Origin of the sequence: Staphylococcus caprae, assembly GCF_003966625.1 — a bacterium.
GTDB lineage: Bacteria > Bacillota > Bacilli > Staphylococcales > Staphylococcaceae > Staphylococcus > Staphylococcus caprae.
In genome coordinates this window covers 1209412-1235488 of record NZ_AP018587.1, presented here as the reverse complement: position 1 = coordinate 1235488, position 26077 = coordinate 1209412, and the positions used below count along the sequence as shown (strand labels likewise).

Sequence of the window (26077 nt, the reverse complement as noted above, 5' to 3'; positions counted from 1 at the left end):
AACCTCCAAGTATATTTAAGCTTTCAATTAATACTATATGTGATTTTATTATCTTTCTTCAATAGGAACATACTTACGATTTTTTTCACCAATGTATTGTGCTCTTGGTCTCATGATTCGGTTGTCTCTATACTGTTCTAAGATATGAGCAATCCAACCTGATGTACGACTTACTGCGAAAATTGGTGTGAATAAATCGTGAGGAATATTCATACTGTGATAAACAGTTGCACTAAAGAAGTCTACATTTGGAATTAAACCTTTTTCTTCTTTCATGCGTTTTTCGATTGCTAGTGAAATATCAAATAATTCACTTTGACCTGTTTCTTCAGTGATTTTACGGCTCATTTCACGTAAATATTTAGCTCTAGGATCGCCATCTTTGTATACACGGTGACCAAAGCCCATGACTTTATCTTTATTCGCGAATCTTTCGTCTAAATAGCTATCAACATTTTCAATACTTCCTACTTCTTTTAACATAGCCATAACACGTTCGTTTGCACCACCGTGAAGAGGTCCTTTTAATGAACCAACTGCAGCAACAACACCTGAATACATATCTGAAAGTGATGAAACCGCACAACGTGCAGTGAACGCAGATGCATTTAATTCGTGATCAGCATGTAAAATTAATGCTTTATTAAATGCTTCAACTTCTATATCTGTAGGAAGTTCTCCTCTTAACATATATAAGAAGTTTGCTGCGTAACTTAAATTTGAATTTGGTTTTAAAGGTTCTTTCCCTTCTCTAACTCTTGCGAAAGCCGTTACTAATGAAGCAATTTTCGCTTGAATGCGAATTGCTCTATCATATTTCTTCTCATCAGATTCATCTTCAGCATCTGGATCAAAGTGAGCAATATAAGATACAGATGTACGAACTGCTGTCATAGGATGAACATCATCAGTTACGTACTCTTCAAAGTGTTTGTAAACTCTTGGATTAAGAGTCATGTACTCGAATAATTTCTCTTTCAATTCTTTAAGTTCATCTTTATTAGGAAGTCTATAATTCCATAATAAGAAAATGATTTCTTCGAATTGGGCATTTTCTGCGAGATCGTCAATATCATAGCCCGCATATGTCAATTGACTGTCAATTATTGAACTGATTTTAGTTTCAGCTGCAATAACCCCTTCTAAACCTCTTTGTAATTCTGCCATGATAAATTTCCCCTTTACTGTTTCTTTATGAAATGGCTTTCAACTAGTATTATAGCTAAATTCAAACAATTTGTGAAACATTATAAATCACTTTAAACATGTAAAAATGGTATATTGGCTTGACCTTTTTGTGTGTTATTATCTCTAAAAGAGCGTGAAATTCAACTTCAAACCATACTATAATTATTAAATTTCAAAAATGTAGTTATATTTTCGTTTAGTTATCAAGAATGATTACAAAAAAGAAATATACATTTTAGTGAATTTTCACACTTTTTTGCGAAAAGAATTGTATAAATAGCCTTATAAGTGCATAATATATATTATCTTATAGTAAGGGAGATGTCTTATGGCTGAAAATTTACAAAGAGAATTGAGCAATCGTCATGTTCAATTAATCGCCATCGGAGGCGCTATAGGAACGGGGTTATTCCTTGGTGCTGGTCAAACAATTGCAATGACGGGTCCCTCAATATTACTCACCTATATCATTATAGGTTTTATGTTATTCATGTTTATGCGTGGATTGGGAGAAATCATCATTCAAAACACTAATTTCAAATCATTTGCGGATGTTACGAACAAATACATAGGTCCATTTGCTGGCTTTGTTACTGGTTGGACTTATTGGTTATGTTGGATTATTACAGGTATGGCTGAGGTTACAGCTGTTGCTAAATACGTAAGTTTCTGGTTCCCAGAGATTCCTAACTGGATTAGCGCGTTATTCTGTGTACTTATTTTAATGTCATTCAACTTGTTAAGTGCCAAATTATTCGGCGAATTAGAGTTTTGGTTTGCTATCATCAAAATAGCTACAATTATTGCATTAATAGTTGTTGGTATTGTTATGATTTTATTTGCCTTTAAAACTCAATTTGGACACACAAGTCTAACTAACTTATATCAACACGGAATATTCCCTAAAGGAGCATCTGGATTCTTTATGTCTTTCCAAATGGCACTTTTCTCATTTGTCGGAATAGAAATGATAGGTGTTACTGCTGGTGAGACCAAGGATCCTGAACAAACAATTCCTAAGGCAATTAATAGCGTACCTATTAGAATATTAATCTTTTATGTTGGTGCTTTAGCAGTCATCATGTCTATTATTCCTTGGTACAAAGTTGACCCTGATAATAGCCCATTTGTTAAACTATTTACTTTAATAGGTGTACCTTTCGCTGCTGGTTTAATCAATTTCGTAGTATTAACTGCCGCAGCATCATCTTGTAATAGTGGTATATTTTCAAATAGCAGAATGTTGTATGGATTATCTAATCAAAGACAAGCGCCACCAGCGTTCTCCAATACAAACAAAAATGGTGTACCACACACAGCTATTATTGCGTCATCTGCATTATTATTAATTGCAGCGTTATTAAATTATATCTTCCCTGACGCAACAAAAGTGTTTACGTATGTTACGACAATCTCTACTGTATTATTCTTGGTTGTATGGGCTTTAATCATCGTTGCCTATATTAATTACAGTAGAAAGAATCCTGAATTACACAAGAAAGCTACTTATAAATTACCAGGCGGGCAATTTATGGGTTATGCAATTTTAATTTTCTTTATCTTCGTATTCGCATTATTATTTGTTAATGTTGATACAAGAAGAGCCATTTATATAACTCCTGTATGGTTCTTTATTTTAGGATTAATGTATTTGAGATATAGAAAAGAAAGCAAACACGCATAAATAATCATAAAGGAGGATGAGATTATAAGTGATCTCATCCTCCTTTAATGTATTTGCAGTAAATGTCTGAATTGAGAGCTTGCTAATATCAAGCGTATATCTATCTCTACATACTCAATAAAAAACACTCTCCAACATCATGTCGGAGAGTGTTTTCTCTAAATTGATTATTAAAGTACGTTTGCATATCCTTCAAAGATTTTACCTTGAGCTGCGTCAACTGTAACTAACATATCATTTTTAATTTCTTTTGTTGCTTTTTCAACACCTACTACTGTTGGAATGCCTTTTTCTAAACCAACGATTGCACTTGGTGATGTAATTCCATTTTCTTCAGTTACTAAACCGATTGCTTTTTCAACATATGGAACTAACGTTTCGTCTACTGAATTAGTGATGATAACTTTATCAGATAAATCTTTACCTTCTAAGTCACTTGCACTGTCAGCAATAATGGCATGTCCTACTACAGAGCCACGACCTACACCTTGTCCACGAGCGATTTCATCGCCAACTAAGTGAATTTTCATCATATTAGTTGTGCCTTTTTCACCAGTTGGAACACCAGCAGTAATAATGATTAAATCACCGTTAGAAACTCTACCAGTTTCAACTGCTGTCGCTACTGCATTGTTAAGTAATGCGTCAGTGTTTTTACGCCCTTCTTTAACGACTGGGTTAACACCCCAAACAATTGCACATTGACGTGCTGTTTCTTCACTAGGTGTTACAGCGATAATATCTGAATGAGGACGATATTTAGAAATAGTACGTGCTGTTGAACCACTTTCAGTAGCCGCAACGATAGCTTTAACATTTAAGTTAAGTGCTGTATGTGCAACAGAAACACCAATAGCGTTAACTAATGAAGTTTCAACTAATTTCGTACGGTCAGATAATAATTTTTTATAATCTTGAGCCGCTTCTGCTGAAACTGCGATATTTCTCATTGTTTTAACTGCTTCTTCTGGATATAATCCTGCAGCTGTTTCACCTGATAACATCACAGCATCAGTACCATCGTAAATTGCGTTAGCTACGTCACTTGCTTCCGCACGAGTAGCACGAGGGTTACGTTGCATTGAATCTAACATTTGAGTTGCAGTGATAACTGGTTTACCTAATTTATTACATTTTCTAATTAAGTCTTTTTGAACCATTGGTACTTTTTCAGGTGGAATTTCAACACCCATGTCACCACGAGCAACCATTAATCCATCAGAAACTTCAAGGATTTCATCAATGTTATCAATACCTTCTTGGTTCTCAATTTTAGGGAAAATTGTGATATGTGCTTTTTCTTCTTCAAGAATTTGGCGAATATCTAAAACATCACTAGGACGTCTTACGAAACTTGCAGCGATAAAGTCAACATTTTCTTTGATACCGAAACGAATGTCATCAGCATCTTTATCAGTAATACCAGGTAAGTTAACTTTTACGCCAGGTAAATTAACACCTTTTTTATTTTTTAATTCTCCAGTATTTAAGATGTCACATTTAACTTCGCCTTTATCTTTATCAATCTCTTTAACTTGTAACTCTACTAAACCATCATCTAATAAGATGTAAGAGCCAACATGAACATCGTTGATTAAGTCTTCATATGTTACAGAGAATTTCTCAGGCGTACCTTCTACTTCATTCATACTCACGATGACTTCTTTACCTTTTTCTAATTCGATAACACCATCTTTCATGTTATGTGTACGAATTTCAGGTCCTTTTGTATCTAATAAAAGTGCAACTGTTTTATCTAAACGTTTTGCAACTTTACGAATTGTATCAATTCTACCTTTATGTTCTTCATGACTGCCATGAGAAAAGTTTAAACGCGCCACGTTCATTCCTGCATTTATTAATTTCTCGATCATTTCTTCAGATTCTGAAGCTGGTCCAATTGTACAAACAATTTTAGTCTTTCTCATTATATAATCCTCCCAAAAATTTATATTGATAATTCCTTAGCTAATTCATAAATATCTTTGTCAAATTTATGATGACTTTCACCAAAGATATCTTCAAATGGTGTAGCAGTTAATTGGTTATTTTTAATACCTACACCTTTAGCTGTCACACCTTGTTTAAGTAATTCAACGGCATGACCACCTAAACGTGAAGCTAATACGCGGTCAGCACCTGATGGGCTTCCTCCACGCTGAATATGTCCTAATACTGACACGCGTGTATCAATATTGATATATTTCATTAATTCATCAGCACATTCTTGACCACTCATACAACCTTCAGCGACCATAACAATAGAATGTTTCTTACCTCTTTTAATACCCTGTTCAATTTTTTCAGCAACATCTTTAATGTCGGTATGAACTTCAGGTACTACAATAGTTTCAGCACCAACAGAGAGTCCTGCCCATAAAGCTAAATCTCCACAATCACGTCCCATAACTTCAACGATAAATGTACGTGCGTGACTTGATGCAGTATCTCTAATTTTATCGACGGATTCAATAATTGTGTTTAACGCTGTGTCAAAACCTATAGTGAAGTCCGTACCATTAATATCATTATCAATTGTACCTGGAATTCCAATCGTTTGAATTTCCTTACACTCTTCACTTATACGTTGCGCACCACGATAACTTCCGTCTCCGCCGATAACAACTAATCCTTCGATGCCTCGTTTACGTAAGTTTTCAATCCCCTTCTTACGTACATCTTCTTCTTTAAATTGAGGACATCTAGCAGAGAATAGGAACGTACCTCCGCGCTGGATTGTATCCCCAACTGAGCCTAACTCAAGTTTATGAATGTCATCGTCTAGTAAACCTTGGTAACCATGATAAATCCCATAAACTTCAATATTATTGTAAATTGCTGTACGAACAACTGCACGAACGGCAGCATTCATACCTGGAGAATCCCCTCCGCTAGTTAAAACTGCAATTTTTTTCATGACGACATACCTTTCTTTAACTAGATTTATCTTTAACTATAAATTACCACAATTTTTTTTACTGTTCCATCAAAAGAAAGGCTTTGAATTGATGTAAACGTTTTAAATAATGAATTTTTTCTAAAATAAATAAAAAAGAGCTAATAGCCGTAATCATGACTATTAGCAAGTAACTAAATTATTCTACAACTGAGCCAATGTGTCTAAATTTATCAAATCTATCATTGACTAATTCTTCCTTAGACATTTGCTCTAATTCATTTAAATGTTTAACAAATGTGTCTTTAATCGTAGCAGCTTGTGATTCAACATCTTTATGGGCACCACCTAGTGGTTCGTTAATCACTTCGTCTACAATATTTAATCCTTTAAGATCATTTGCTGTAATTTTCATCGTTTCAGCAGCAATTTTTGCTAAATTACTATCTTTCCATAAAAGTGCAGCAGCACCCTCAGGAGAAATAACTGAATACGTACTATTTTCAAGCATAAGTACACGATTAGAAATACCAATTCCTAATGCGCCACCACTACCACCTTCACCGATAACAATAGCGACGACAGGTACTTTTAATGATGCCATTTCAATTAAATTCGTAGCGATTGATTCACTTTGACCACGTTCTTCTGCTGCTTTACCAGGATAAGCGCCTTTTGTATCAATAAATGTAAAAATTGGACGATTAAACTTTTCAGCCTGCTTCATCAAGCGTAGCGCTTTACGATAACCTTCAGGATGTGCCATACCAAAATTTCGATAAATATTATCTTTGGTATCTTTACCGCGTTGTTGACCAACAACAGTTACAGCACGTCCATTAAGATAACCTATCCCGCCTATCATTGCAGGATCATCTCTAAAGTTTCTATCCCCATGAAGTTCTATAAATGAATCGAAAATATATGGAATATAATCTAAAGATGTAAGTCGTTCTTGTAAACGTGCGATTTGCACACGATCCCACGGCTTTAAATTGGTATAAACTTTTTTGGTTTCTCTTTCTAGAGACGCTTCCAACATATCAATCTCTTCTTGTAAATCCACTTCATTCTTTTCTTGGGATTCTTTTAATGATTCAATTTTATTTTTAATTTCAAAAAGTGGCTTTTCAAAATCTAGCATTATCGACTCACCTCTTGATGGATTTTTAGAATATTAGATAACGTCTCTTTCATATCCTTACGATGAACTACTTTATCTAATTGACCATGTTCTAAAAGGAACTCGGCTGTTTGGAAATCATCTGGTAATTTCTCATTAATTGTTTGTTCAATGACACGTCTACCAGCAAATCCAATGAGCGCTTTAGGTTCACTTAAGTTAATGTCACCCACTGAGGCAAAGCTTGCAGACACACCACCGGTTGTTGGATTCGTTATGTACGAAATATATAATAATCCAGCATCAGCATGGCGCTTAAGTGATACACTTGTTTTACCCATTTGCATGAGTGAAATAATACCTTCTTGCATTCTAGCGCCACCACTAGCTGAGAATAGAATGAAAGGTAAATGATGTTCAGTACAATAATCAATGATTCTACAAATTTTTTCACCAACAACTGAACCCATACTTCCCATTCTAAAACGTGCATCCATCACTGCAACACCGTATTTAATACCATCTAATTCAGAAGTCCCAGTGACAACTGCCTCATTTAATCCAGTCTTTTGCTGATCTTTTTCAATCTTTTCAATGTAGCCAGGAAAATCTAATGGATTCGCAGAGGTCATGCCCTTATCGAATTCTGTAAATGTTCCTTCATCTGAAATCGCTTCTATTCTTTTATGTGCAGTAAGTGCAATATGATGATCACAATTGAAGCACACATTTAAATTTTCAGCTAATTCTTTAGTGTACATGATCTTTTTGCACTTCGGGCATTTAGTCATAATCCCTGCTGGCACATCATTTTGTTTAGAATCTTGAACTGTTAAATATTTCTTTTTCTTGCTTCGATTAAAAAAATCTTTAAACATTGGTAAACCTCCAAATAACCTCTGTTACTACCATTTATATATTCTCCTGAAAAATTTATCAAGATGTTATTTCTTGAAAATGTCTCTCAAAGAATTACTATATACAATTATTTTAAATCAGTTGCTTTCATTGTTTTGTCATAAACTTCTTGTGGATCAATTTCAATTCTTGCTACACCTGATTCCATAGCTGCTTTAGCTACGCTACGTGCCACTGATGGAGCAACTCTCTTATCAAATGGTCCAGGAATACAATAATCAGGGTTGAGTTCGTCTTCTTCGATTAAATCTGCAATAGCTTCAACAGCGGCTTTTTTCATATCTTCATTAATATGTGTAGCTTCAACATCTAATGCACCTCTAAAGATACCAGGGAAAGCTAACACATTATTGATTTGGTTAGGATAATCAGAACGACCCGTTCCAATTACTTTAGCCCCTGCTGCTTTTGCATCATCAGGTTTAATTTCAGGATTTGGATTGGCCATGGCAAAAATAATTGGGTCATCTGCCATGCTCTCAACCATTTCTTTATCTAATAAATCTGCAACAGAAACACCGATAAATACGTCTGCATCTTTAATAACTTCTTTCAATGAACCATCAATTTTATCTTTGTTAGTCCATTTAGCAACATATTCTTTAGTATCATTCATGCCATGAGGGCGTCCTTCGTAAATAGCGCCTTTAGAATCACACATAATCATGTCTCTAACACCGTATGAATGTAACAATTTCACAATTGCTATACCTGCAGCACCTGCACCATTTAAGACAACTTTAATATCTGATAAATCTTTATCGACAATTCTTAAAGCATTAATCAAGCCGGCCATTGTAACAATAGCAGTGCCGTGTTGATCATCATGAAATACTGGAATATTTGTTTCTTTTTTTAATTTTTCTTCGATTTCAAAACATCTTGGCGCTGAAATATCTTCAAGATTAATACCGCCATAATTTGGTTGTAATAATTTCACTGTATTAATAATTTCATCAGTATCTGTTGTATCTAAAGCGATTGGTACGCCATTTATTCCGGCAAAACTTTTAAATAAAACCGCTTTACCTTCCATAACAGGTATACTTGCTTCAGCTCCAATATTGCCCAGTCCTAAAACTGCAGTACCGTCAGTTACAACTGCAACAGTATTTGCCTTGATTGTATATTCATATACTTTTCTTGGATTTTCATGAATTTCTTTACATGGTTCAGCAACGCCAGGAGAATATGCTAAACTCAATTCTTCCTTATTAGTTACTTTTATATTTGGTGTGATTTCTAATTTACCTTGATGTTCTCTGTGCATTTCCAATGCATCATCTCTTAAAGACATGGAATCAACCCCTATTTTAAATAATTTTAAGTTAAAATAACCGTTCCTAATTAATTAAAAATCGTGTATGTTGAATCTAATTTACTAGTATAAGTATACCCAATACATGATAAATTAAGAATAGACAAAGGTCATGCATCATATTGATGCTATGAACTTGATCGGCCTATTCTAATTTTTTGAAATTATTCTTTCTTCTGATTATAAAATTAATCAGTGTATAACCAGAACAAAAAACAATAACAAAAGAAAAACTGATGATTATTATCTTAACCATCAGTTAACTATACCATAGTTTAAATTGTGATAAAAGTTATATAAACCTAATATCACTAGGATTTAAAGAGTCAAACAACTGTTGAATTGTAACTTCATCTTTACTCAAGAATCCTAAGCGATTCATGCTATTATTGCGTTCATTAAATGCATTCACTTCTAATAAATGCTGATCTCCACTTTTCTCATTCATGATTAATTCTTGGATGTTTGAAGGAAGATGATGCGCATTTCGTATAATGACTTTTTTAGAAGCATTTATTTTTTCATTTTTATAGGTATTGATTTCAATAATTTGATTAATAATAAGTTGAAGTTGCTGATTCCGTTTCTCAAATTTACCTATCACGATAAACATTTCTTCATTAGAAATAGAAGCTTCATATCTTTTGAATTTATCCGGGAATATCACACCGTCCATTAGCGTCATCCCATCATTAAGTGTTACAAATGCCATGTTTTGACCGTTCTTAGTTCTAATTTGCTTAATTGTATCAAATTGGACAAGTATTGGTTGAAAGTTTTGAGCGTTACTTAATTTATAAATGCCTAGATATTGTTTCTTTTCAAATTCTTTTTCAACCGGGTGTTTAGAAATATAAAAGCCCAGATATTCTTTTTCATAATTACTCAACAATTTATCTGGTAACTCTTCTTTGTCCTCATAGACTTGTTTTGGCGTTAAAATATCGAAAAGCATATCGTCTTGTTCTACATCTGATGTAGTGTCTAATACTTGATCGATAGCCTGTAATAAAGTAGCACGATTCTTATCAAAATTGTCAAAAGCACCGACAAGTATCAATGCTTCTAATAATTTTCTAGTTTTAACCCGCTTTGGAATTCTGCGCGCAAAATCAAAAAAGTCTTTAAACTTTCCGTTATTATATCTCTCATCGACAATCAGTTTAACACTTTGATAGCCCACACCTTTAATCGTTCCTAACGACAAATATATTCCTTGTGAAGTAGCTTTATAGAACCAATGACTTTCATTAATATTAGGTGGTAGAATATTAATTTTTTGATGTTTAGCCTCATCAATCATATTAGCTGTTTTCTTCTCACTACCAATGACATTGCTTAAAATATTAGCGTAAAAATAATTAGGATAATACACTTTTAGATAACTCATAATATAAGCAATTTTAGAGTAGCTTACTGCATGCGCTCTAGGGAAACCATAATCAGCAAACTTGAGTATTAAATCAAAGATTTGTTTACTCATTTGTTCATCATAGCCGTTGTCTTTCGCACCATTGACAAAGTGCTGACGTTCACTTTCTAACACTGCACGATTTTTCTTACTCATCGCTCTTCTAAGAATATCCGCTTCACCATAACTAAAGTTAGCGAATTTGCTCGCAATTTGCATTATTTGTTCTTGATAGATAATGACGCCGTAGGTATTTTTTAAAATGGGTTCTAAATCAGGATGCAAATATTCAACTTTAGATGGATCGTGTCGACGTGTGATATATGTAGGTATTTCTTCCATAGGTCCTGGTCGATAAAGTGATGTGACCGCTACGATATCTTCAAAATGTTCTGGTTGAAGTCTCTTTAATACACTACGTACCCCATCAGATTCTAGTTGGAAAATACCAGTCGTATCTCCTTGAGATAATAACTTGAATACTTTTCTATCATCAAAAGGAATGGTTTCAACATCTATATCAATGTTTAAATCTTTCTTCACTTGCGTCACAATTTGGTGGATGATCGATAAGTTACGTAATCCTAAGAAGTCTATCTTTAATAAACCTATGCGTTCTGCCTCTGTCATTGTCCACTGAGTCAGTAAACCCGTATCACCTAGCGTCAACGGTGCAAATTTATATAGCGGTTGATCATTAATAATAATACCCGCCGCATGCGTTGACGTATGTCTTGGAAGTCCTTCAAGCTTCTTGCTCATATCAAACCAAAGTTCATTTCTGTGATTTCGATGAACAAACGCTTTAAAATTATCTTGCTGATAAGCCTCATCAAGCGTAATCCCCAATTTATGAGGTATTAACTTTGAAATTTCATTTAATGTGGTTTCATCAAAGCCCATAATTCTTCCAACATCACGACCGACAGCTCTTGCTAATAAGTGTCCGAAAGTCACTATTCCTGACACATGGAGATCTCCATATTTATCTTGAACATACTGAATCACTTTCTCGCGTCTCGTATCTTCAAAGTCAATGTCAATATCTGGCATCGTAACCCTTTCAGGATTTAAAAATCTCTCGAAAAGCAAGTTAAATTTAATCGGATCAATCGTTGTAATCCCTAGCAAATAACTTACCAGTGAACCAGCTGAAGAGCCACGGCCTGGACCAACCATTACATCATGTGTTTTAGCATAATGGATTAAATCACTAACGATAAGGAAATAATCTTCGAAACCCATATTTGTAATAATTTCATATTCGTGCTTAAGCCGTTCTAAATATTGATCATTATGTAAATTCCACTCATTTAATTTATCTATTAATACCGACCATAAATATTCTTTTGCAACTTCACCATTAGGCGTGACAAATTGCGGTAATAATGATTGATGATAAACAAGTTCCGCCTGACATAAATCAACGATCGTTTGCGTATTTTTTATCACTTCTTCGTCTACATCATCTGAAATATTTTTAAGTTCATTTTGATCAGGAAAGTGCTCACCAAAATCTTTACTTTCATTAATTAAATCTAATTTAGAATTATCTCTAATTGCCTGTAAAGCAGATATCGTATCTGCATCTTCTCTATTTAAATATCTCGCTGATTGTAACCATACCTTTTTTCTATCAATAATATCGTCACTCGTATGATTCATGTAAACATGGGTATGATCATTGAATGCTTCTAAAATTTGTAAATGCGTCGATTCTACATCTTTAAAAATGATAATTAAATTGTCATCATAACGTTTTAACCATTCTAAAGGAACTTCTTCCTTTTCTTTCATTTTAATGGCAGATGAAAGTTGATAGAGTGCTTTGAGTCCCTCATTATTCTGTGCGAGTACTACTGTTTCAACTTTATATAGACCATCCGTTAATATTAAAGTCATTCCGAAAATGGGATGAATATCAGCAGCAATGCAGGCATCGTAAAATTTTGGAAAACCATACAAAACATGGGTATCTGTAATTGCAAGCGCAGTATAGCCTTCATTTTTAGCTTTATTGATTACATCTTCAATTCTCAGACTGGCGTTCAATAAATCATAAGCAGTATGAATATTTAAATGCGCAACCATGTTTGTATCCTCCTTTTAGATATATCTTTTTAAAGTTTTTGACGCAATGCATCGGCTAAACGGTCGAACTCTTCCCAACTATAAACTGACACGCCTGATGCATTTGGATGGCCTCCACCTCCAAAATCGTTTGCGACATCATTGATAATCATTGTACCTTTTGAACGAATGCGACATCTAATTTCTTCACCTTCATCCACACCGAACATCCAAATCTTCAAACCTTGAATATCAGCAATTGTATTCACAAATTGTGATGCTTCATTCGGTTGAATCTGATATTTTTCTAGAATATCTCTCGTAATTTTCACCTGACAGTATCCTTCATCATCTAATTCAAAGTTTTGTAAGATGTAACCTTGAAACGGTAATAATTTAGGATCTTTTTCAGACATTTTATTTAATTCAGCATTGTGGTCAAACGGAAAAGCAATTAATTTACCAGCAACTTCCATCGTGTGTTGAGTTGTATTATTAAATAAGAAGCGACCAGTATCTCCTACAATTCCTAAATATAAAACACGTGCTACGCTTTCATCAATGATACGTTCATCATTAAAATGAGTAATAAAATCATAAATAATTTCACTTGTTGAAGAAGCTTCTGTATTTACATAATTAATGTCTCCGTATTGATCAACTGCCGGATGATGATCTATTTTTAGAACCTTCGTTCCAGTGTGATAGCGTTGGTCATCTACACGTGGCGCATTTGCTGTATCACAAACAATGACAAGCGCATCTTCGTAAACATCATCTGATATCTCATCAAATGTACCTATAAAATCTAATGAAGGCTCATTGTTACCAACGGCATAAATATTCTTATCTGGATATTTTATTTTTAAATAATATTTAAGTCCCAACTGTGACCCGTATGCATCAGGATCAGGTCTCACGTGTCTATGAATAATGATTGTGTCTGCTTGTTCAACCTCATGCATGATATCGTTCATAATTTTTTCCATTCTGAATACTCCCTTAAAACTAAATTTTACTTTTTATTAAAAACCTTCGAACATCTGACATATCACTAAAGCGTTGGCAACTTTCTCATTATTATTAAACATGGTTACTTCTAGTTTCGCGAAATTTCTACCAACATCTAACATTTCGTAATAGACTTCAATGGATGATTCAATAGGCACTGTTTTGATATAAACAATGTTTAAGTTTTCTATCATTACATTACCCTTTTTATATTTCCTCATCTCATGTCGAATTGTTTCTTCAATAATACCTACAAATACGGCTTTACTTAATGTGCCGTAATGATTTGTGACTAAAGGCGATACTTCAACACTGATGTTATTCGAATTAATGGTAATATGTTTTGCTATCTGATCGTTAATCGTTTCACCTATTTGTGGTTGTCTTCCTAAAAGTTGCATTGATTTCAACACATCTTGTCTGTTGATGACACCTACAGCTTTTTTATTATTATTGGTTACCGGTAATAACTCAATACCTTCCCAAATCATCATATGTGCACAACTCGCAACAGTGTTTGTCAGTTTGACGCTTAAAAGATTTCGAGTCATTATCTTGCCTAACTCATCATCCTCGTTCATATTTATAATTTCTCTACTCGTTACAATACCTACAAGTTTAAAATCTTTATTTACAATAGGAAATCTTGTATGACCTGTTTCGTTAGCTAATTTTTTATAGTCATTAATTTTCATATAATCAAATAATACGGATAGTTCGTTTATAGGTTTTACAATATCCTCGACAACAAGTATTTCTTTACGAATCTTTTGGTTATACATTGCTCTATTGATAATGTTTGCGACTAAAAATGTATCATAACTTGATGAAATAATGGGTAATTCATGCTCATTCGCATAATCGATGACAAATTTCGATGGGTGAAAGCCTCCAGTAATAAGGATAGCTGTTCCTCGTTTTAATGCCTCAATTTGAACATCTTCACGGTTACCCACTATTAATAAAGTGTGTTTCTCTATATATTTTAAAATATCTTGAAGTTTCATAGCGCCTATCGCAAATTTAGAAACTGTTTTTCCAAGTCCTTTTTTACCCGCTAAAATTTGACCTTCCACTATGTTCGCAATTTCATTAAAAGTTAAATTATCTATATTGTCTCGATTACGTTTTTCTATCCTTACTGTACCGACACGATCAATAGTTGCTACAATTCCTAATTGTCCTGCATCCTTAATCGCTCTGTAAGCAGTTCCTTCTGATACCTCTAATACCTTTGCTATTTTTCTAACTGAAATTTTAGAACCTATAGATAAAGATTCAATATAATTTAAAATTTGCTCGTGTTTCGTCATCCCATTACCTCTTATTTCTATAGAACAGTCTTTGTTATATTATAACTTTTAACTCGAAAAAAATCATTGAACAACCTCGCTCATCGTTGATCGTTTTCTCACTTACCAAAAATATTCCGTTTAAAATTGATTTTGTAAAGAAAATGTGAATATAAATGGAAATTCCATTAAAACTCTATTAAAATATAAGTGAGGAGGGATGTAGTTATGTATAAACATATTTTACTAGGCGTAGACACTCAATTAAAAAATGAAAAAGCATTAAAAGAAGTGTCAAATTTAGCTGGGAAAGATACAGTTGTAACTATTTTAAATGCCATTAATGAGCAAGATGCTCAAGCTTCTATCAAAGCAGGAGTCCACTTAGATAAGTTAACTGAAGAAAGAAGTAAACGTTTAGAAAAAACAAGAAAAGCATTAGAAGAATACGGAATTAATTACGATCAAATTATTGTTAGAGGAAATCCTAAAGAAGAATTATTAAAATACGCTAACAGTGGAAAATATGACATCGTTGTATTAAGTAACCGTAAAGCAGAAGACAAGAAGAAATTTGTACTTGGTAGCGTCAGCCACAAAGTAGCTAAACGTGCTACAATCCCTGTATTAATTGTTAAATAATCATTTAAAGAAATCCCGATTTTTAAATTAAGTCGTTTAAAAATCGGGATTTTTTCTATATGTTATATTTACTAATTTACTATTCTAAATTAAAATTCTACAGATTGACCTGGTTCAAGGATTTGTACTTCCCCTACATTTACTGCATCTTTAAATTGTTGAGGATCTTGTTCAATTAATGGGAACGTATTGTAGTGAATAGGTACACTAATTTTCGGTTTAATAAATTCATTGATTGCATAACTTGCATCATCAATTCCCATCGTAAAGTTGTCACCGATAGGTACGAAACATACATCCACTGGATGACGTTCAGCAATTAATTTCATATCACTAAATAATCCAGTATCTCCCGTATGGTAAATTGTTTTACCTTCTGCTTCAACAACAATTCCCATTGGCATACCTAGATAAACCGGAATACCATCTTCATGAGTAAAGCTTGAACTGTGGAATGCTTGCACAAATTTCACAGTACCAAAGTCAAATTCAGCTTTACCGCCGATATTCATACCATGCACATTTTCAACACCGTGATAAGTTGATAAATAACCTTGTAATTCTGCTGAACCTATCACTACCGCGTGATTTCGATTGGCTAGCTCTACCACATCACCAAAGTGATCAGCGTGTCCATGCGTTAAAATAATATAATCTACATCTAATGTTTGTTCATCTAAATCACATTTATCATTACCAGAAATAAATGGATCGACGATGACCTTTTTACCGTTTCCCTCGAAATAAATTGTTGATTGACCATGAAATGATAATTTCATTTATATAGCCCTCCTCAAATGTTCTCTGTCATCAGTATACCCTAGCTACCCTTGTTTATAACACTGTTTCTGAAAATGCTTTAACAGAAAGGGATAGTACCTCAATTTTTGAAAAGGATAACGAATTAGAATAAAATTAAACTAAACTAATACAATGGAGGATGTTTGATATGACTAAAACAGAAGAAATCAGAAAAGTCTTACAACAACAAAATGCCGATGCAGCTTGGATTACTACCCCACTTAACGTATATTACTTTACTGGATATCGTAGTGAACCACATGAACGTTTATTCGCATTACTCGTCCAAGCAAATGGCGAAGATGTTTTATTTTGTCCGAAAATGGAGGTTGAAGAAGTCAAAGCTTCACCTTTCGACGGGAAAATCATTGGTTATTTAGATACTGAAAACCCATTCGACTTATATCCGAAAACATTTACGACATTACTTATCGAAAGTGAACATTTAACTGTTAAACGTCAACGTGAATTGTCTCAAGCATTCGATGTTCAAGTCTATAGTGACCTTGACCAATCAATTAAAGATTTAAGAAACATTAAATCTCAAGAAGAAATTGAAAAAATTAAAAAAGCTGCGGAGCTCGCAGACAAATGTATAGAAATTGGCGTGTCTTATCTTAAAGAAGGCGTTGAGGAACGCGAAGTCGTTAATCACATTGAAAATGAAATCAAAAAGTACGGCGTAAATGAAATGAGTTTCGACACAATGGTATTATTTGGAGACCATGCAGCTTCTCCTCACGGCACTCCTGGAGACAGAAAGCTTCAAAATAATGAATATGTGCTATTTGATTTAGGCGTAGTTTATGAACATTATTGTAGTGATATGACACGAACAGTAAAATTTGGAAACCCTAGTCAAGAAGCTGAAAATATCTATAACGTTGTATTAAAAGCTGAACAATCTGCAATAGAAGCAATCAAACCTGGAGTGACAATAAAAAATATCGATAAAATCGCTAGAGATATTATTAGCAATGCAGGTTACGGAGAATATTTCCCGCATAGACTTGGTCACGGGTTAGGATTAGAAGAACATGAATATCAAGACGTTTCAAGTGTAAACGAAAATACATTAGAAGCGGGCATGGTGATTACAATTGAACCTGGAATTTATGTACCCGGAATCGCAGGCGTACGTATCGAAGATGACATATTAGTTACTGAAAATGGCTACGAAATACTTACACATTATGAAAAATAAAAAGCTCGGCTGATTTTAATAATCAGCCGAGTTTATCTATCTTAAACTATTTATTAAGTGCATCTTCCACTGAAGTATATTCTAAATTAAATGCTTCAGCTACACCTTTATTTGTAACATGACCTTTATACGTATTTAAACCTAAAGAAAGTGCATGATTAGATTTGAAAGCTTCTCGATATCCTTTATTAGCTAAGATTTGTGCAAACGGTAAAGTTGCATTATTTAAAGCTAATGTTGAAGTACGTGGAACTGCACCAGGCATATTCGCAACCGCATAATGTACAACGCCATGTTTTGTATACGTTGGATCATCATGTGTTGTGATTTTATCTGTTGTTTCAAAAATACCACCTTGGTCAATAGCGATATCTACAATCACAGAGCCACTTCTCATTTGCTTAATCATATCTTCAGTAACTAAGCTTGGTGCTTTAGCTCCTGGAATTAATACTGCACCGATAACTAAATCACTTTGTTTAACGTACATTTCTATATTTAGTGGATTGGACATAATCGTATGCACTCTTCCATTAAATAAGTCATCAAGTTCTTGTAAACGTTTAGGATTAACGTCAAGAATCGTAACATCTGCACCTAATCCTAAAGCAATTTTAGCAGCATTCGTACCTGCTTGACCCCCACCAATGATAGTGACTTTTCCTTTAGGAACACCAGGTACACCGCCTAGTAAAATACCCATACCGCCGTTAACTTTTTGTAAGAATTCAGCGCCAATTTGAGCTGACATTCTACCAGCAACTTCACTCATTGGTGATAAAAGCGGTAATGATTTGTCAGGTAATTGAACCGTTTCATAAGCAATACCAATTACTTTATTATCTACTAAAGCTTGTGTTAATTTCTCTTCATTAGCTAAATGTAAATATGTGAAAAGAATTAACCCTTCTTTAAAGAATTGATATTCTGATTCTAATGGTTCTTTAACTTTGACTACCATATCTACATCCCAAATTTTAGATTGTTCTGATACAATCTCAGCACCAGCTTCTTTGTAGTCAACATCTTCAAAATAAGAACCTAGTCCTGCGTTAGTTTCTACTAAAACTGTATGTCCTTGTTCAACGAGTGCATGTACACCACTTGGTGATAAACTCACTCTATTTTCGTTATTTTTTATCTCCTTAGGAATACCAATTTTCATTCCATCCACCTCCTATTACATCCTAACGCGAAAGCAATGAAAGCGCAATCAGAAAAAATACACAAAATTGTAATTATTAATAATTAAATATTCTGTAAATTGTGTTAAAATAAGAATAAGAAAGATGAAGGGGGCACTAGCGATGATTACTTATAAAAACATTTTAATCGCAGTCGATGGTTCACATGAAGCAGAATGGGCTTTTAATAAAGCTGTAGGAGTTGCTAAACGTAACGATGCTAAGTTGACAATTGTTAATGTCATCGATTCAAGAACTTACTCTTCTTATGAAGTCTATGATGCTCAGTTTACTGAGAAATCTAAACATTTCTCTGAAGAATTACTCAAAGGTTATAAAGAAGTGGCTTCAAACGCAGGTGTTAAAAATGTAGAAACACGCCTAGAATTTGGTTCACCAAAAGCAATTATACCTAAGAAATTAGCTCATGAAGTGGGTGCAGATTTAATTATGAGTGGTACGTCAGGATTAAATGCTGTAGAACGTTTTATTGTAGGTTCAGTTTCTGAAGCAATCGTACGTCATGCGCCATGTGATGTATTAGTCGTACGTACTGAAGAAATTCCTGAAGATTTCCAACCACAAGTTGCTACACCTAAACTACGCGAAAGATATCAAGATTAAGATTAAATATATTCTTATTTTTATGAGAGTCAGTTAATTACTGACTCTTTTTATTTTTGAAAGACAATCTATTTAAAACTACTTCATCATAGAAGAAAACTATCGAACAATTTCCTCTATTTCAATCCTCTATTCAAAGCCATTTCCCTTTATTAAATCACTGATTTACATCTTGATAATAAAAACCGCATAATCTCCTATGAGGAAACCATGCGGTTCATTTGACATGCTACTATATTTTAAGCATCTTGTGCTTCAGTATTTTCATTTACTGTTTCATTTGACTCGTCTTTAAGACCACCATATTTAATCACATCTCGTGAAATCATAACTTCTTCATCTGTTGGCACGACAAGTACTTTAACAGGTGAATGCGGATAGTTAATATAACCTTCCTCGCCATGTAGGCTTTCATTCTTCTTAGGATCCCAATAAACGCCCATAAACTCTAAGCCTTCTAGCACTTTGCCGCGAATAATATGAGAGTTTTCTCCAATTCCAGCTGTAAATACAATCACATCTACGCCTTGCATTCTAGCTGCATATGAGCCAATATATTTATGAATTTTAGATGCAAACAAATCTAATGCGACACGTGCACGTTGACGACCATGTTTAGCTTCTTCTGTTAAATCACGTAAATCACTTGATGTACCTGTTAAACCAAGTAATCCTGACTCTTTATTCAAAATATTTAAAACTTCATCAGCTGTTTTGCCAGTCTTTTCCATAATAAAAGGAATTAATGCAGGGTCTAAATCACCTGAACGTGTACCCATCGTCACACCTGCTAGCGGTGTGAATCCCATAGAAGTATCAATGGACTCGCCACCATCAATCGCTGCAATTGAAGCACCATTACCAATATGGCATGAAATAATTCTCAAATCTTCTATTGGTTTACCTAAGATATCAGCTGCTCTTCTAGAGACATATTTATGACTTGTACCATGGAATCCATATTTACGAATACCATAATCTTCATAATAATGATATGGCAAGCTGTATAAATATGCTTGTTCAGGCATTGTTTGGTGGAATGAAGTATCGAATACTGCCACATGTGGAATGTTAGGCAATAATTTTTTAAATGCTCTAATCCCAATAAGATTCGCAGGATTATGTAGCGGTGCTAACTCACTTAATTCTTCAATTTGAGATTCTACTTCATCAGTTACAACGACTGATTTAGGGAATTTCTCCCCTCCATGTACAACTCGGTGACCTGTACCTTCAATCTCATTAATATCTTCAATCATGTGATGTTCTTTAAAGCTTTCTAACATAATATTAACTGCTTGTTCATGATCATTTATATCTCTAACATCAGTAAGCTTTTCCCCTTCAACAACAATCGTGAAAATAGAATCGCTTAAACCAATACGTTCAATAACGCCTTTGGTTACTAACTTTTCTTCCGGCATTCTAATTAACTGGAATTTCAAAGATGAACTACCAGCATTTACCGCCAAAATTAATTTTGACATAGGTCATTGTCCTCCATCATTTGTTTAGTTATTTTTTTCACATACACTATTTTATCATTAATACAGTTTGAATACTATATTGTTACAGATTAATTTTTTGTATGATTTGTGACCATCCATTGATTTAATTCTCTAATAAATCCTTGGAATTGTTGAGGATTTTTAAAATCAGGTATATTCGCTAAAAATACTTCAACTGGTTTGGTTTCTTGCGGTTGTTTTTTCTGAAGGATTAATATAGATTTACGTGCTTTTTCATTTTTAAACAGCGTCGTTGGTAAATTTAAAAATGCTTGCATTTCTGTCTCTGTTGCAATGAATTTTTCCAACTGTTTCACTTTATCTCCTGTGAAAATATCACTTGGAACAACTAAGAATGCGTAACCTGCCCCTTTTAACGCATTAATCGCTTGTTCAATGAGTAGATAATGTGAATAGCTATGCCCCTCTTCAAAACCAAGCTTCATTTCTTTACTTCTTTCGTCGACTGGATAATATCCAATTGGAAAATCACCAATCACTACGTCAGCTTCTTCTAAAGGTAAAGGCATGATTGCATCTTGAGGATAAACATCAAATGGTATTTCTAAAAAATTAGCCAAATGAACGCTTACACGTGATAAAACTGGGTCAACTTCTATTAAATGGTGCATAATTGTCGTATCAGAAAGCACTTCTTTAACAGATGCACTTAAATGACCAGCTCCACTTGCGATATCAACCACATGCATTTCTTCCTTATCTTGCATAAATCGTTGCACTAAAAAGCCAAGTATTAACCCAATTGAATCTGGCGTAATCTGATGATTAGCTTGGATATTTTCCTCTTGCATTATACTTAAATATGCAAACTGAAAGGCTTTTCTTCTATCTTGTAATGTTGCCTGTTCGAGAAGATCTCTTTTATTTGTATAAATATCTTCCATAGCTAATCCTAAGTTTTCTATGAAACTTTGCCCGTTCTCTTCGTTTAAGGATTTTGCTTTTTCATCTAACGTATGGAATAAGCGTTCCATAATTGTATTTTTCTCAGTCATAAAAAAATCCTTTCTAATAAAAAGTGCCCATTCTTCATTCATAAGAGCGCATATACTTTTTTACTCTTTCTACTTCTCGAATAAGTATGGACACTTTGTTTTACACTGTCAATCATATCAATATAACTTAAATGTTGCGATAAGCCTCTAATGCTGCGTCAAAATCAGGGAAGTTTGTTCCTTCGCTAACAATTTCTTTATAAACCACTTTATTATTTTCATTTAATACAAAAACTGAACGTGCTAAAAGTCTTAATTCTTCCATTACTACACCAAAGTTTTTGCCAAATGATAAATCTTTGTGGTCACTCAACGTAATTACATTGTCTAAACCATTCGACGCACACCATCTCTTTTGCGCAAATGGTAAATCTACTGAAATTGTTAATACTACCCCATCTTCTTGAGATGCTTCTTCATTAAATTTACGCGTTTGTTGGTCACAAACACCTGTATCAATAGAAGGCACAACACTAATTAATTTCTTTTTCCCTTTATAGTTATCTAATGTAACTTGATTCAAACCATTGTCTAATACAGTAAAATTAGGAGCAGTCTCTCCTTCGTTTACTTGTTGTCCTAATAATGTAACAGGATTATTTTTAAATGTAACTGCAGTCATATTGATGACCTCCCATAAACTAAGTATTTAATATAATCATACGACAAAATTTACTGTTAATTCAATTTTTTAAAGTACAAGATTTAAAATTTTGAATAATACTTCTCACATAGCTCTAATTTTCATACAAATAAAAAGGTGGGCAATAAAAAAGAACTGATTTCAAGATTATTTAAAATCTCGATTTCAGTTCTAGCATCTAATGATTCATTAATTGTATTACATAATCATATACATTTTTTATAATAAGTACTGCGGTTACTACAATAAATAAAATTTTGACGTATCCTACACCCTTTTTCAAAGCAAAATGGGCTCCTAAATATGAACCAACAATCATACTCACTGCCATCAAAAGACCATATGCATAGTTGACTTGTCCTAAGATAATAAAAAGCAATATCGCTCCACCATTTGAAGCAAAGTTCAAAACTTTAGCATTTCCAGCAGCGCTTAAAAAGTCAAAACCAAACATTAATAAAGCGAACAACATGAATGATCCAGTGCCTCCGCCTAAAAATCCATCATAAAAACCTAAAATTGAAAATAATATAACTAAGATAATTGCTTTACCAATAGTAAGTGAAGTAAAAGTTCTCACACTACCCCAGTCTTTTTTAAAAACGGTATAGATAATCACAAGTGTTAAAATGACGATAATGAGTGGCTTTAAAACCTCTGCAGGTAAATAAGTAGCAAGGATTGCCCCACCTCCTGAAGCAATAAATACAAATGGAAACAATTTCCCGACTACCTTTAAATCTACTTTACCTGAGCGTAAAAATTTATAAGCACTTGTTAGGGTGCTAAAAAAACTTGCGAATTTATTTGTGCCAAGCGCAACAGAAGGTGGCAACCCAACTGCAAGAAGTGCTGGTGTTGAAATTAATCCTCCGCCCCCAACGACTGAATCTATAAATGAAGCGATAAACCCAAAAAATATAATCATAAAAATTACTGAAAGATGCCAATCCATGATTTATTTCTCCCCTTAGTTATTCAAAAACGTTCACCTATGTTTAATAAATTTATTTTAAAATAAATCTTCAATTAATGCATCAGTAGATTGTTCTTTTTCACTTTTATAATTAGGGTCTATGGTTAATGTTTCAATATTGTCCACAGCTGTTTGAATCATGTCTTCAAAATCAAAGACGCTTTCATATTTTTCGACTTTATCAAAGTCTGGTTCAGTTACTGGATTCTTCGGTGTAAAGATTGTACAGCAATCTTCAAAAGGTTGAATAGACGTTTCAAAAGTACCTATCTCTTTCGCTTTTTTAATAATGTCTTCTTTATCAAGTGTTAGTAAAGGTCTCAACACAGGTGTAGAAGTCACGTGGTTGATTGCATACATACTTTTTAAAGTCTGACTAGCAACTTGACCTAGATTCTCCCCATTTACAATCGCATGTGCGCCAATTTTATGCACGAAAGCATCTGCCACACGCATCATTATTCTTCGCGTCGATGTCATCGTATAACGTGGATGAACAACTTTATTGATTTGTTTCTGTAATTCAGTGAAAGGCACGATGTGCAGTTTGATAGGCCCGACACGTTCTGACAATATACGAGTCAATTCGATGACTTTATCTTTGGCTTTCTCGCTCGTAAACGGTGGACTGTGAAAATGAATTGCTTCAATTGTAACACCACGTTTCATGACTTCCATACCTGCTACAGGAGAATCTATGCCTCCACTTAACATAAGTAAAGTTTTGCCTCCAGTACCCACTGGTAGTCCTCCAGATCCAGGAATAATTTCTTCATAAATATAGACTGCGTCTAAACGTATCTCTACTTTAATTTCATGATCAGGACGTTTCACATTAACTGTTAAATCCTCAGTTTGACTCAATATCTTGCCCCCAACTTCACGCTGTAAAGTATACGTATCGAGTGGAAATGATTTATCAACACGTTTAACATCGATTTTAAACGTGGTGTCTTTCTCAAAACTTTGAGCGAGTTGAACTGCTGATTCATTGATTGCTTCTTCAGTTTTATCTGTTTTGATTACAGGACTAATGGACTTAATGCCATAAACTTTTGATAAACGTCGAATAATTTCTTTCATGTCCGCGTTTTCATCTAATTCTACATACATGCGGTCACGTTTCCCTTTGACGTGATAGCCATCTAACGGGATTAACGCACGTTTAACATTGTCTTTTAACTGATTAACAAACTTTTTACGGTTTGTTCCTTTTAATGTCAACTCACCATATCTTACGAGCAAATGATCGTAATGCATTACTTTAACAACTCCTTCACTTCTTCATATACCATTTTAAAAATATCTTTGAACGTCTGTATATCCGCTTCACTTGTTTGAGCACCTAATGAAATTCTGATGCTGCCTTCTATTCTTGAATCAGAAAGACCCATCGCTAATAACACTTCATTTAGCTTACCTCGTTTAGATGAACATGCACTCGTTGTTGAAACCATTACACCATGTTTTGAAAATGCATTCACAAGTACTTCACCTTTAACGCCTGGAAAGCCAATATTGATAATATGTGGCGCTCCATTTTCAGGAGAATTGATATAAACACCTTTAAAATCTTTTAAAAACGTCACAATAGCTTGATTGAACAATTTCAGCTTACGATTTGTCTCTTCTGTCCCCTGAACAGCTTGTTTAATCGCCTTAACCATAGAAATCGCCATCGGTAAATTGACCGTACCACTTCTTAAACCATACTCTTGTCCGCCACCATGAATGACTGGTTCAATATTTTGTATATTTTTAATTAACAGTAAACCTTGACCTTTCAAACCATTGAATTTATGTCCACTTAAACTCAAACTATCAATACCGTTGAAGTTCATTGGGATTTTACCTAATGCTTGCACGCCATCCACATGAAAATGCGCACGTGGATAATCTTTTAAAATGTCAGCAATGTCTTGAATCGGTTGTATTTGTCCCATGACATTATTCACATACATACAAGTCACAAGGCCAACTTTGTCACTCATTAATGATTTCAAATGGTCAATATCAATTGTGCCATCTTCTTTTACATTGATATATTTGAGTTCAAATCCCTGCTTCTCTTCTAAATATCTCATTACCTCAAGTACTGATGGATGCTCAAGCACTGATGTGATAATTTCATTTGCTGTTTCTTTTTTTCTATATGCAATGCCTTTAAGCGCCATATTGTTAGATTCTGTAGCACCACTCGTAAATATGATTTCATATTGATGCGCTAAATCCAAAGTACGATTAATTTCTTCTTTAGCTTGTACTAATAATTTCTCTGCTTGTAATCCTGCTTGATGTGGACTATTCGGATTGAAGTATAATGTTTGGTTCACTTTTACAAATGAATCCACAACACTTTCATCAGCTTTAGTTGTGGCTGCATTGTCTAAATAAATCACTGATAACACTTCTCTTTCACATTAAATTCATTTATTTGAAAATGATTTTTACACGCGCAAATCATTCTTTTTAAAATTTGGATACTCAAGCATTATACTATTTTCTCGCAAAAATAAAAGAGAGTAAGACTGAAATCTTTTCTTCCAAGGAAGGATTTCACTGTCTTAC

21 protein-coding genes are annotated in these 26077 nt (G+C 33.9%); 4 read left to right on the top strand and 17 right to left on the bottom strand.

Annotation, left to right across the window (positions count from 1 at the left end; translation table 11 throughout):
- Positions 1 to 48: 48 nt before the first annotated feature.
- On the bottom strand, positions 49 to 1167 hold the full coding sequence (locus tag JMUB898_RS05955) for a citrate synthase (protein ID WP_002443342.1): 1119 nt from the start codon (positions 1165 to 1167) through the stop codon (positions 49 to 51).
- 349 nt (positions 1168 to 1516) lie between these two features.
- Between JMUB898_RS05955 and JMUB898_RS05950 the strand changes: the two genes are divergently transcribed.
- Complete coding sequence (locus JMUB898_RS05950) at positions 1517 to 2872, top strand: amino acid permease (RefSeq protein WP_002443344.1); 1356 nt, start codon at positions 1517 to 1519, stop codon at positions 2870 to 2872.
- A 170-nt stretch (positions 2873 to 3042) separates the two neighbouring features.
- On the opposite strand, the gene pyk is transcribed toward JMUB898_RS05950, so the two are convergent.
- From pyk to JMUB898_RS05910, 8 genes are all read right to left on the bottom strand, one after another.
- On the bottom strand, positions 3043 to 4800 hold the full coding sequence (pyk, locus tag JMUB898_RS05945) for a pyruvate kinase (RefSeq protein WP_126501947.1): 1758 nt from the start codon (positions 4798 to 4800) through the stop codon (positions 3043 to 3045).
- Positions 4801 to 4820: 20 nt separating this feature from the next.
- The gene (gene pfkA, locus JMUB898_RS05940) at positions 4821 to 5789 is read right to left on the bottom strand and encodes a 6-phosphofructokinase (RefSeq protein WP_002443348.1); all 969 of its coding nucleotides are present in this window, start codon (positions 5787 to 5789) and stop codon (positions 4821 to 4823) included.
- Positions 5790 to 5967: 178 nt separating this feature from the next.
- Positions 5968 to 6912, bottom strand: coding sequence for an acetyl-CoA carboxylase carboxyltransferase subunit alpha (locus JMUB898_RS05935; RefSeq protein WP_126501946.1), 945 nt, complete (start codon positions 6910 to 6912; stop codon positions 5968 to 5970).
- The gene (gene accD, locus JMUB898_RS05930; RefSeq protein ID WP_002443352.1) at positions 6912 to 7769 is read right to left on the bottom strand and encodes an acetyl-CoA carboxylase, carboxyltransferase subunit beta; all 858 of its coding nucleotides are present in this window, start codon (positions 7767 to 7769) and stop codon (positions 6912 to 6914) included. The genes JMUB898_RS05935 and accD overlap by 1 nt, the downstream gene beginning before the upstream one ends.
- A gap of 107 nt (positions 7770 to 7876) precedes the next feature.
- Complete coding sequence (locus JMUB898_RS05925; RefSeq protein ID WP_002443355.1) at positions 7877 to 9106, bottom strand: NADP-dependent malic enzyme; 1230 nt, start codon at positions 9104 to 9106, stop codon at positions 7877 to 7879.
- A 313-nt stretch (positions 9107 to 9419) separates the two neighbouring features.
- Entirely contained in the window at positions 9420 to 12629 is a 3210-nt protein-coding gene (locus JMUB898_RS05920) for a DNA polymerase III subunit alpha (protein WP_002443358.1), read from the bottom strand.
- 29 nt (positions 12630 to 12658) lie between these two features.
- Positions 12659 to 13597 carry a DHH family phosphoesterase gene (locus JMUB898_RS05915; RefSeq protein ID WP_002443360.1) on the bottom strand — a complete coding sequence of 313 codons (939 nt, stop codon included), beginning with the start codon at positions 13595 to 13597 and terminating at the stop codon, positions 12659 to 12661.
- 36 nt (positions 13598 to 13633) lie between these two features.
- Entirely contained in the window at positions 13634 to 14932 is a 1299-nt protein-coding gene (locus tag JMUB898_RS05910; RefSeq protein ID WP_126514786.1) for a DRTGG domain-containing protein, read from the bottom strand.
- 207 nt (positions 14933 to 15139) lie between these two features.
- Between JMUB898_RS05910 and JMUB898_RS05905 the strand changes: the two genes are divergently transcribed.
- Positions 15140 to 15553, top strand: coding sequence for a universal stress protein (locus JMUB898_RS05905; RefSeq protein WP_037541506.1), 414 nt, complete (start codon positions 15140 to 15142; stop codon positions 15551 to 15553).
- An 89-nt stretch (positions 15554 to 15642) separates the two neighbouring features.
- Here the strand turns inward: JMUB898_RS05905 and JMUB898_RS05900 are convergent, their stop codons facing one another.
- Positions 15643 to 16332 carry a metal-dependent hydrolase gene (locus tag JMUB898_RS05900; protein WP_002443366.1) on the bottom strand — a complete coding sequence of 230 codons (690 nt, stop codon included), beginning with the start codon at positions 16330 to 16332 and terminating at the stop codon, positions 15643 to 15645.
- A gap of 170 nt (positions 16333 to 16502) precedes the next feature.
- Here JMUB898_RS05900 and JMUB898_RS05895 point away from each other — a divergent pair, with 170 nt between their 5' ends.
- The gene (locus JMUB898_RS05895) at positions 16503 to 17558 is read left to right on the top strand and encodes a M24 family metallopeptidase (protein ID WP_037541507.1); all 1056 of its coding nucleotides are present in this window, start codon (positions 16503 to 16505) and stop codon (positions 17556 to 17558) included.
- A 46-nt stretch (positions 17559 to 17604) separates the two neighbouring features.
- Here the strand turns inward: JMUB898_RS05895 and ald are convergent, their stop codons facing one another.
- Complete coding sequence (gene ald, locus JMUB898_RS05890; protein ID WP_037541508.1) at positions 17605 to 18723, bottom strand: alanine dehydrogenase; 1119 nt, start codon at positions 18721 to 18723, stop codon at positions 17605 to 17607.
- Between the two features lie 142 nt (positions 18724 to 18865).
- On the opposite strand from ald, the gene JMUB898_RS05885 reads away from it, so the two are divergent.
- Positions 18866 to 19366, top strand: a complete 501-nt coding sequence (locus JMUB898_RS05885) for a universal stress protein (protein ID WP_037541509.1) — start codon at positions 18866 to 18868, stop codon at positions 19364 to 19366.
- 239 nt (positions 19367 to 19605) lie between these two features.
- Here the strand turns inward: JMUB898_RS05885 and JMUB898_RS05880 are convergent, their stop codons facing one another.
- From JMUB898_RS05880 to JMUB898_RS05855, 6 genes are all read right to left on the bottom strand, one after another.
- Positions 19606 to 20853 (bottom strand): acetate kinase, encoded by a 1248-nt coding sequence (locus tag JMUB898_RS05880; RefSeq protein WP_002443374.1) that lies wholly within the window; start codon positions 20851 to 20853, stop codon positions 19606 to 19608.
- 89 nt (positions 20854 to 20942) lie between these two features.
- Positions 20943 to 21890: a class I SAM-dependent methyltransferase gene (locus JMUB898_RS05875; RefSeq protein WP_126501945.1), complete on the bottom strand. Its 948-nt coding sequence runs from the start codon at positions 21888 to 21890 to the stop codon at positions 20943 to 20945.
- 127 nt (positions 21891 to 22017) lie between these two features.
- Positions 22018 to 22512: a thiol peroxidase gene (gene tpx, locus JMUB898_RS05870; protein ID WP_002443381.1), complete on the bottom strand. Its 495-nt coding sequence runs from the start codon at positions 22510 to 22512 to the stop codon at positions 22018 to 22020.
- Positions 22513 to 22711: 199 nt separating this feature from the next.
- Positions 22712 to 23488 (bottom strand): sulfite exporter TauE/SafE family protein, encoded by a 777-nt coding sequence (locus JMUB898_RS05865; RefSeq protein ID WP_002443383.1) that lies wholly within the window; start codon positions 23486 to 23488, stop codon positions 22712 to 22714.
- 57 nt (positions 23489 to 23545) lie between these two features.
- Complete coding sequence (thiI, locus tag JMUB898_RS05860) at positions 23546 to 24769, bottom strand: tRNA uracil 4-sulfurtransferase ThiI (RefSeq protein ID WP_002443384.1); 1224 nt, start codon at positions 24767 to 24769, stop codon at positions 23546 to 23548.
- Complete coding sequence (locus JMUB898_RS05855) at positions 24769 to 25908, bottom strand: cysteine desulfurase family protein (protein WP_002443386.1); 1140 nt, start codon at positions 25906 to 25908, stop codon at positions 24769 to 24771. Before JMUB898_RS05855 ends, thiI begins: the two co-directional genes overlap by 1 nt.
- Between the last annotated feature and the right edge of the window lie 169 nt (positions 25909 to 26077).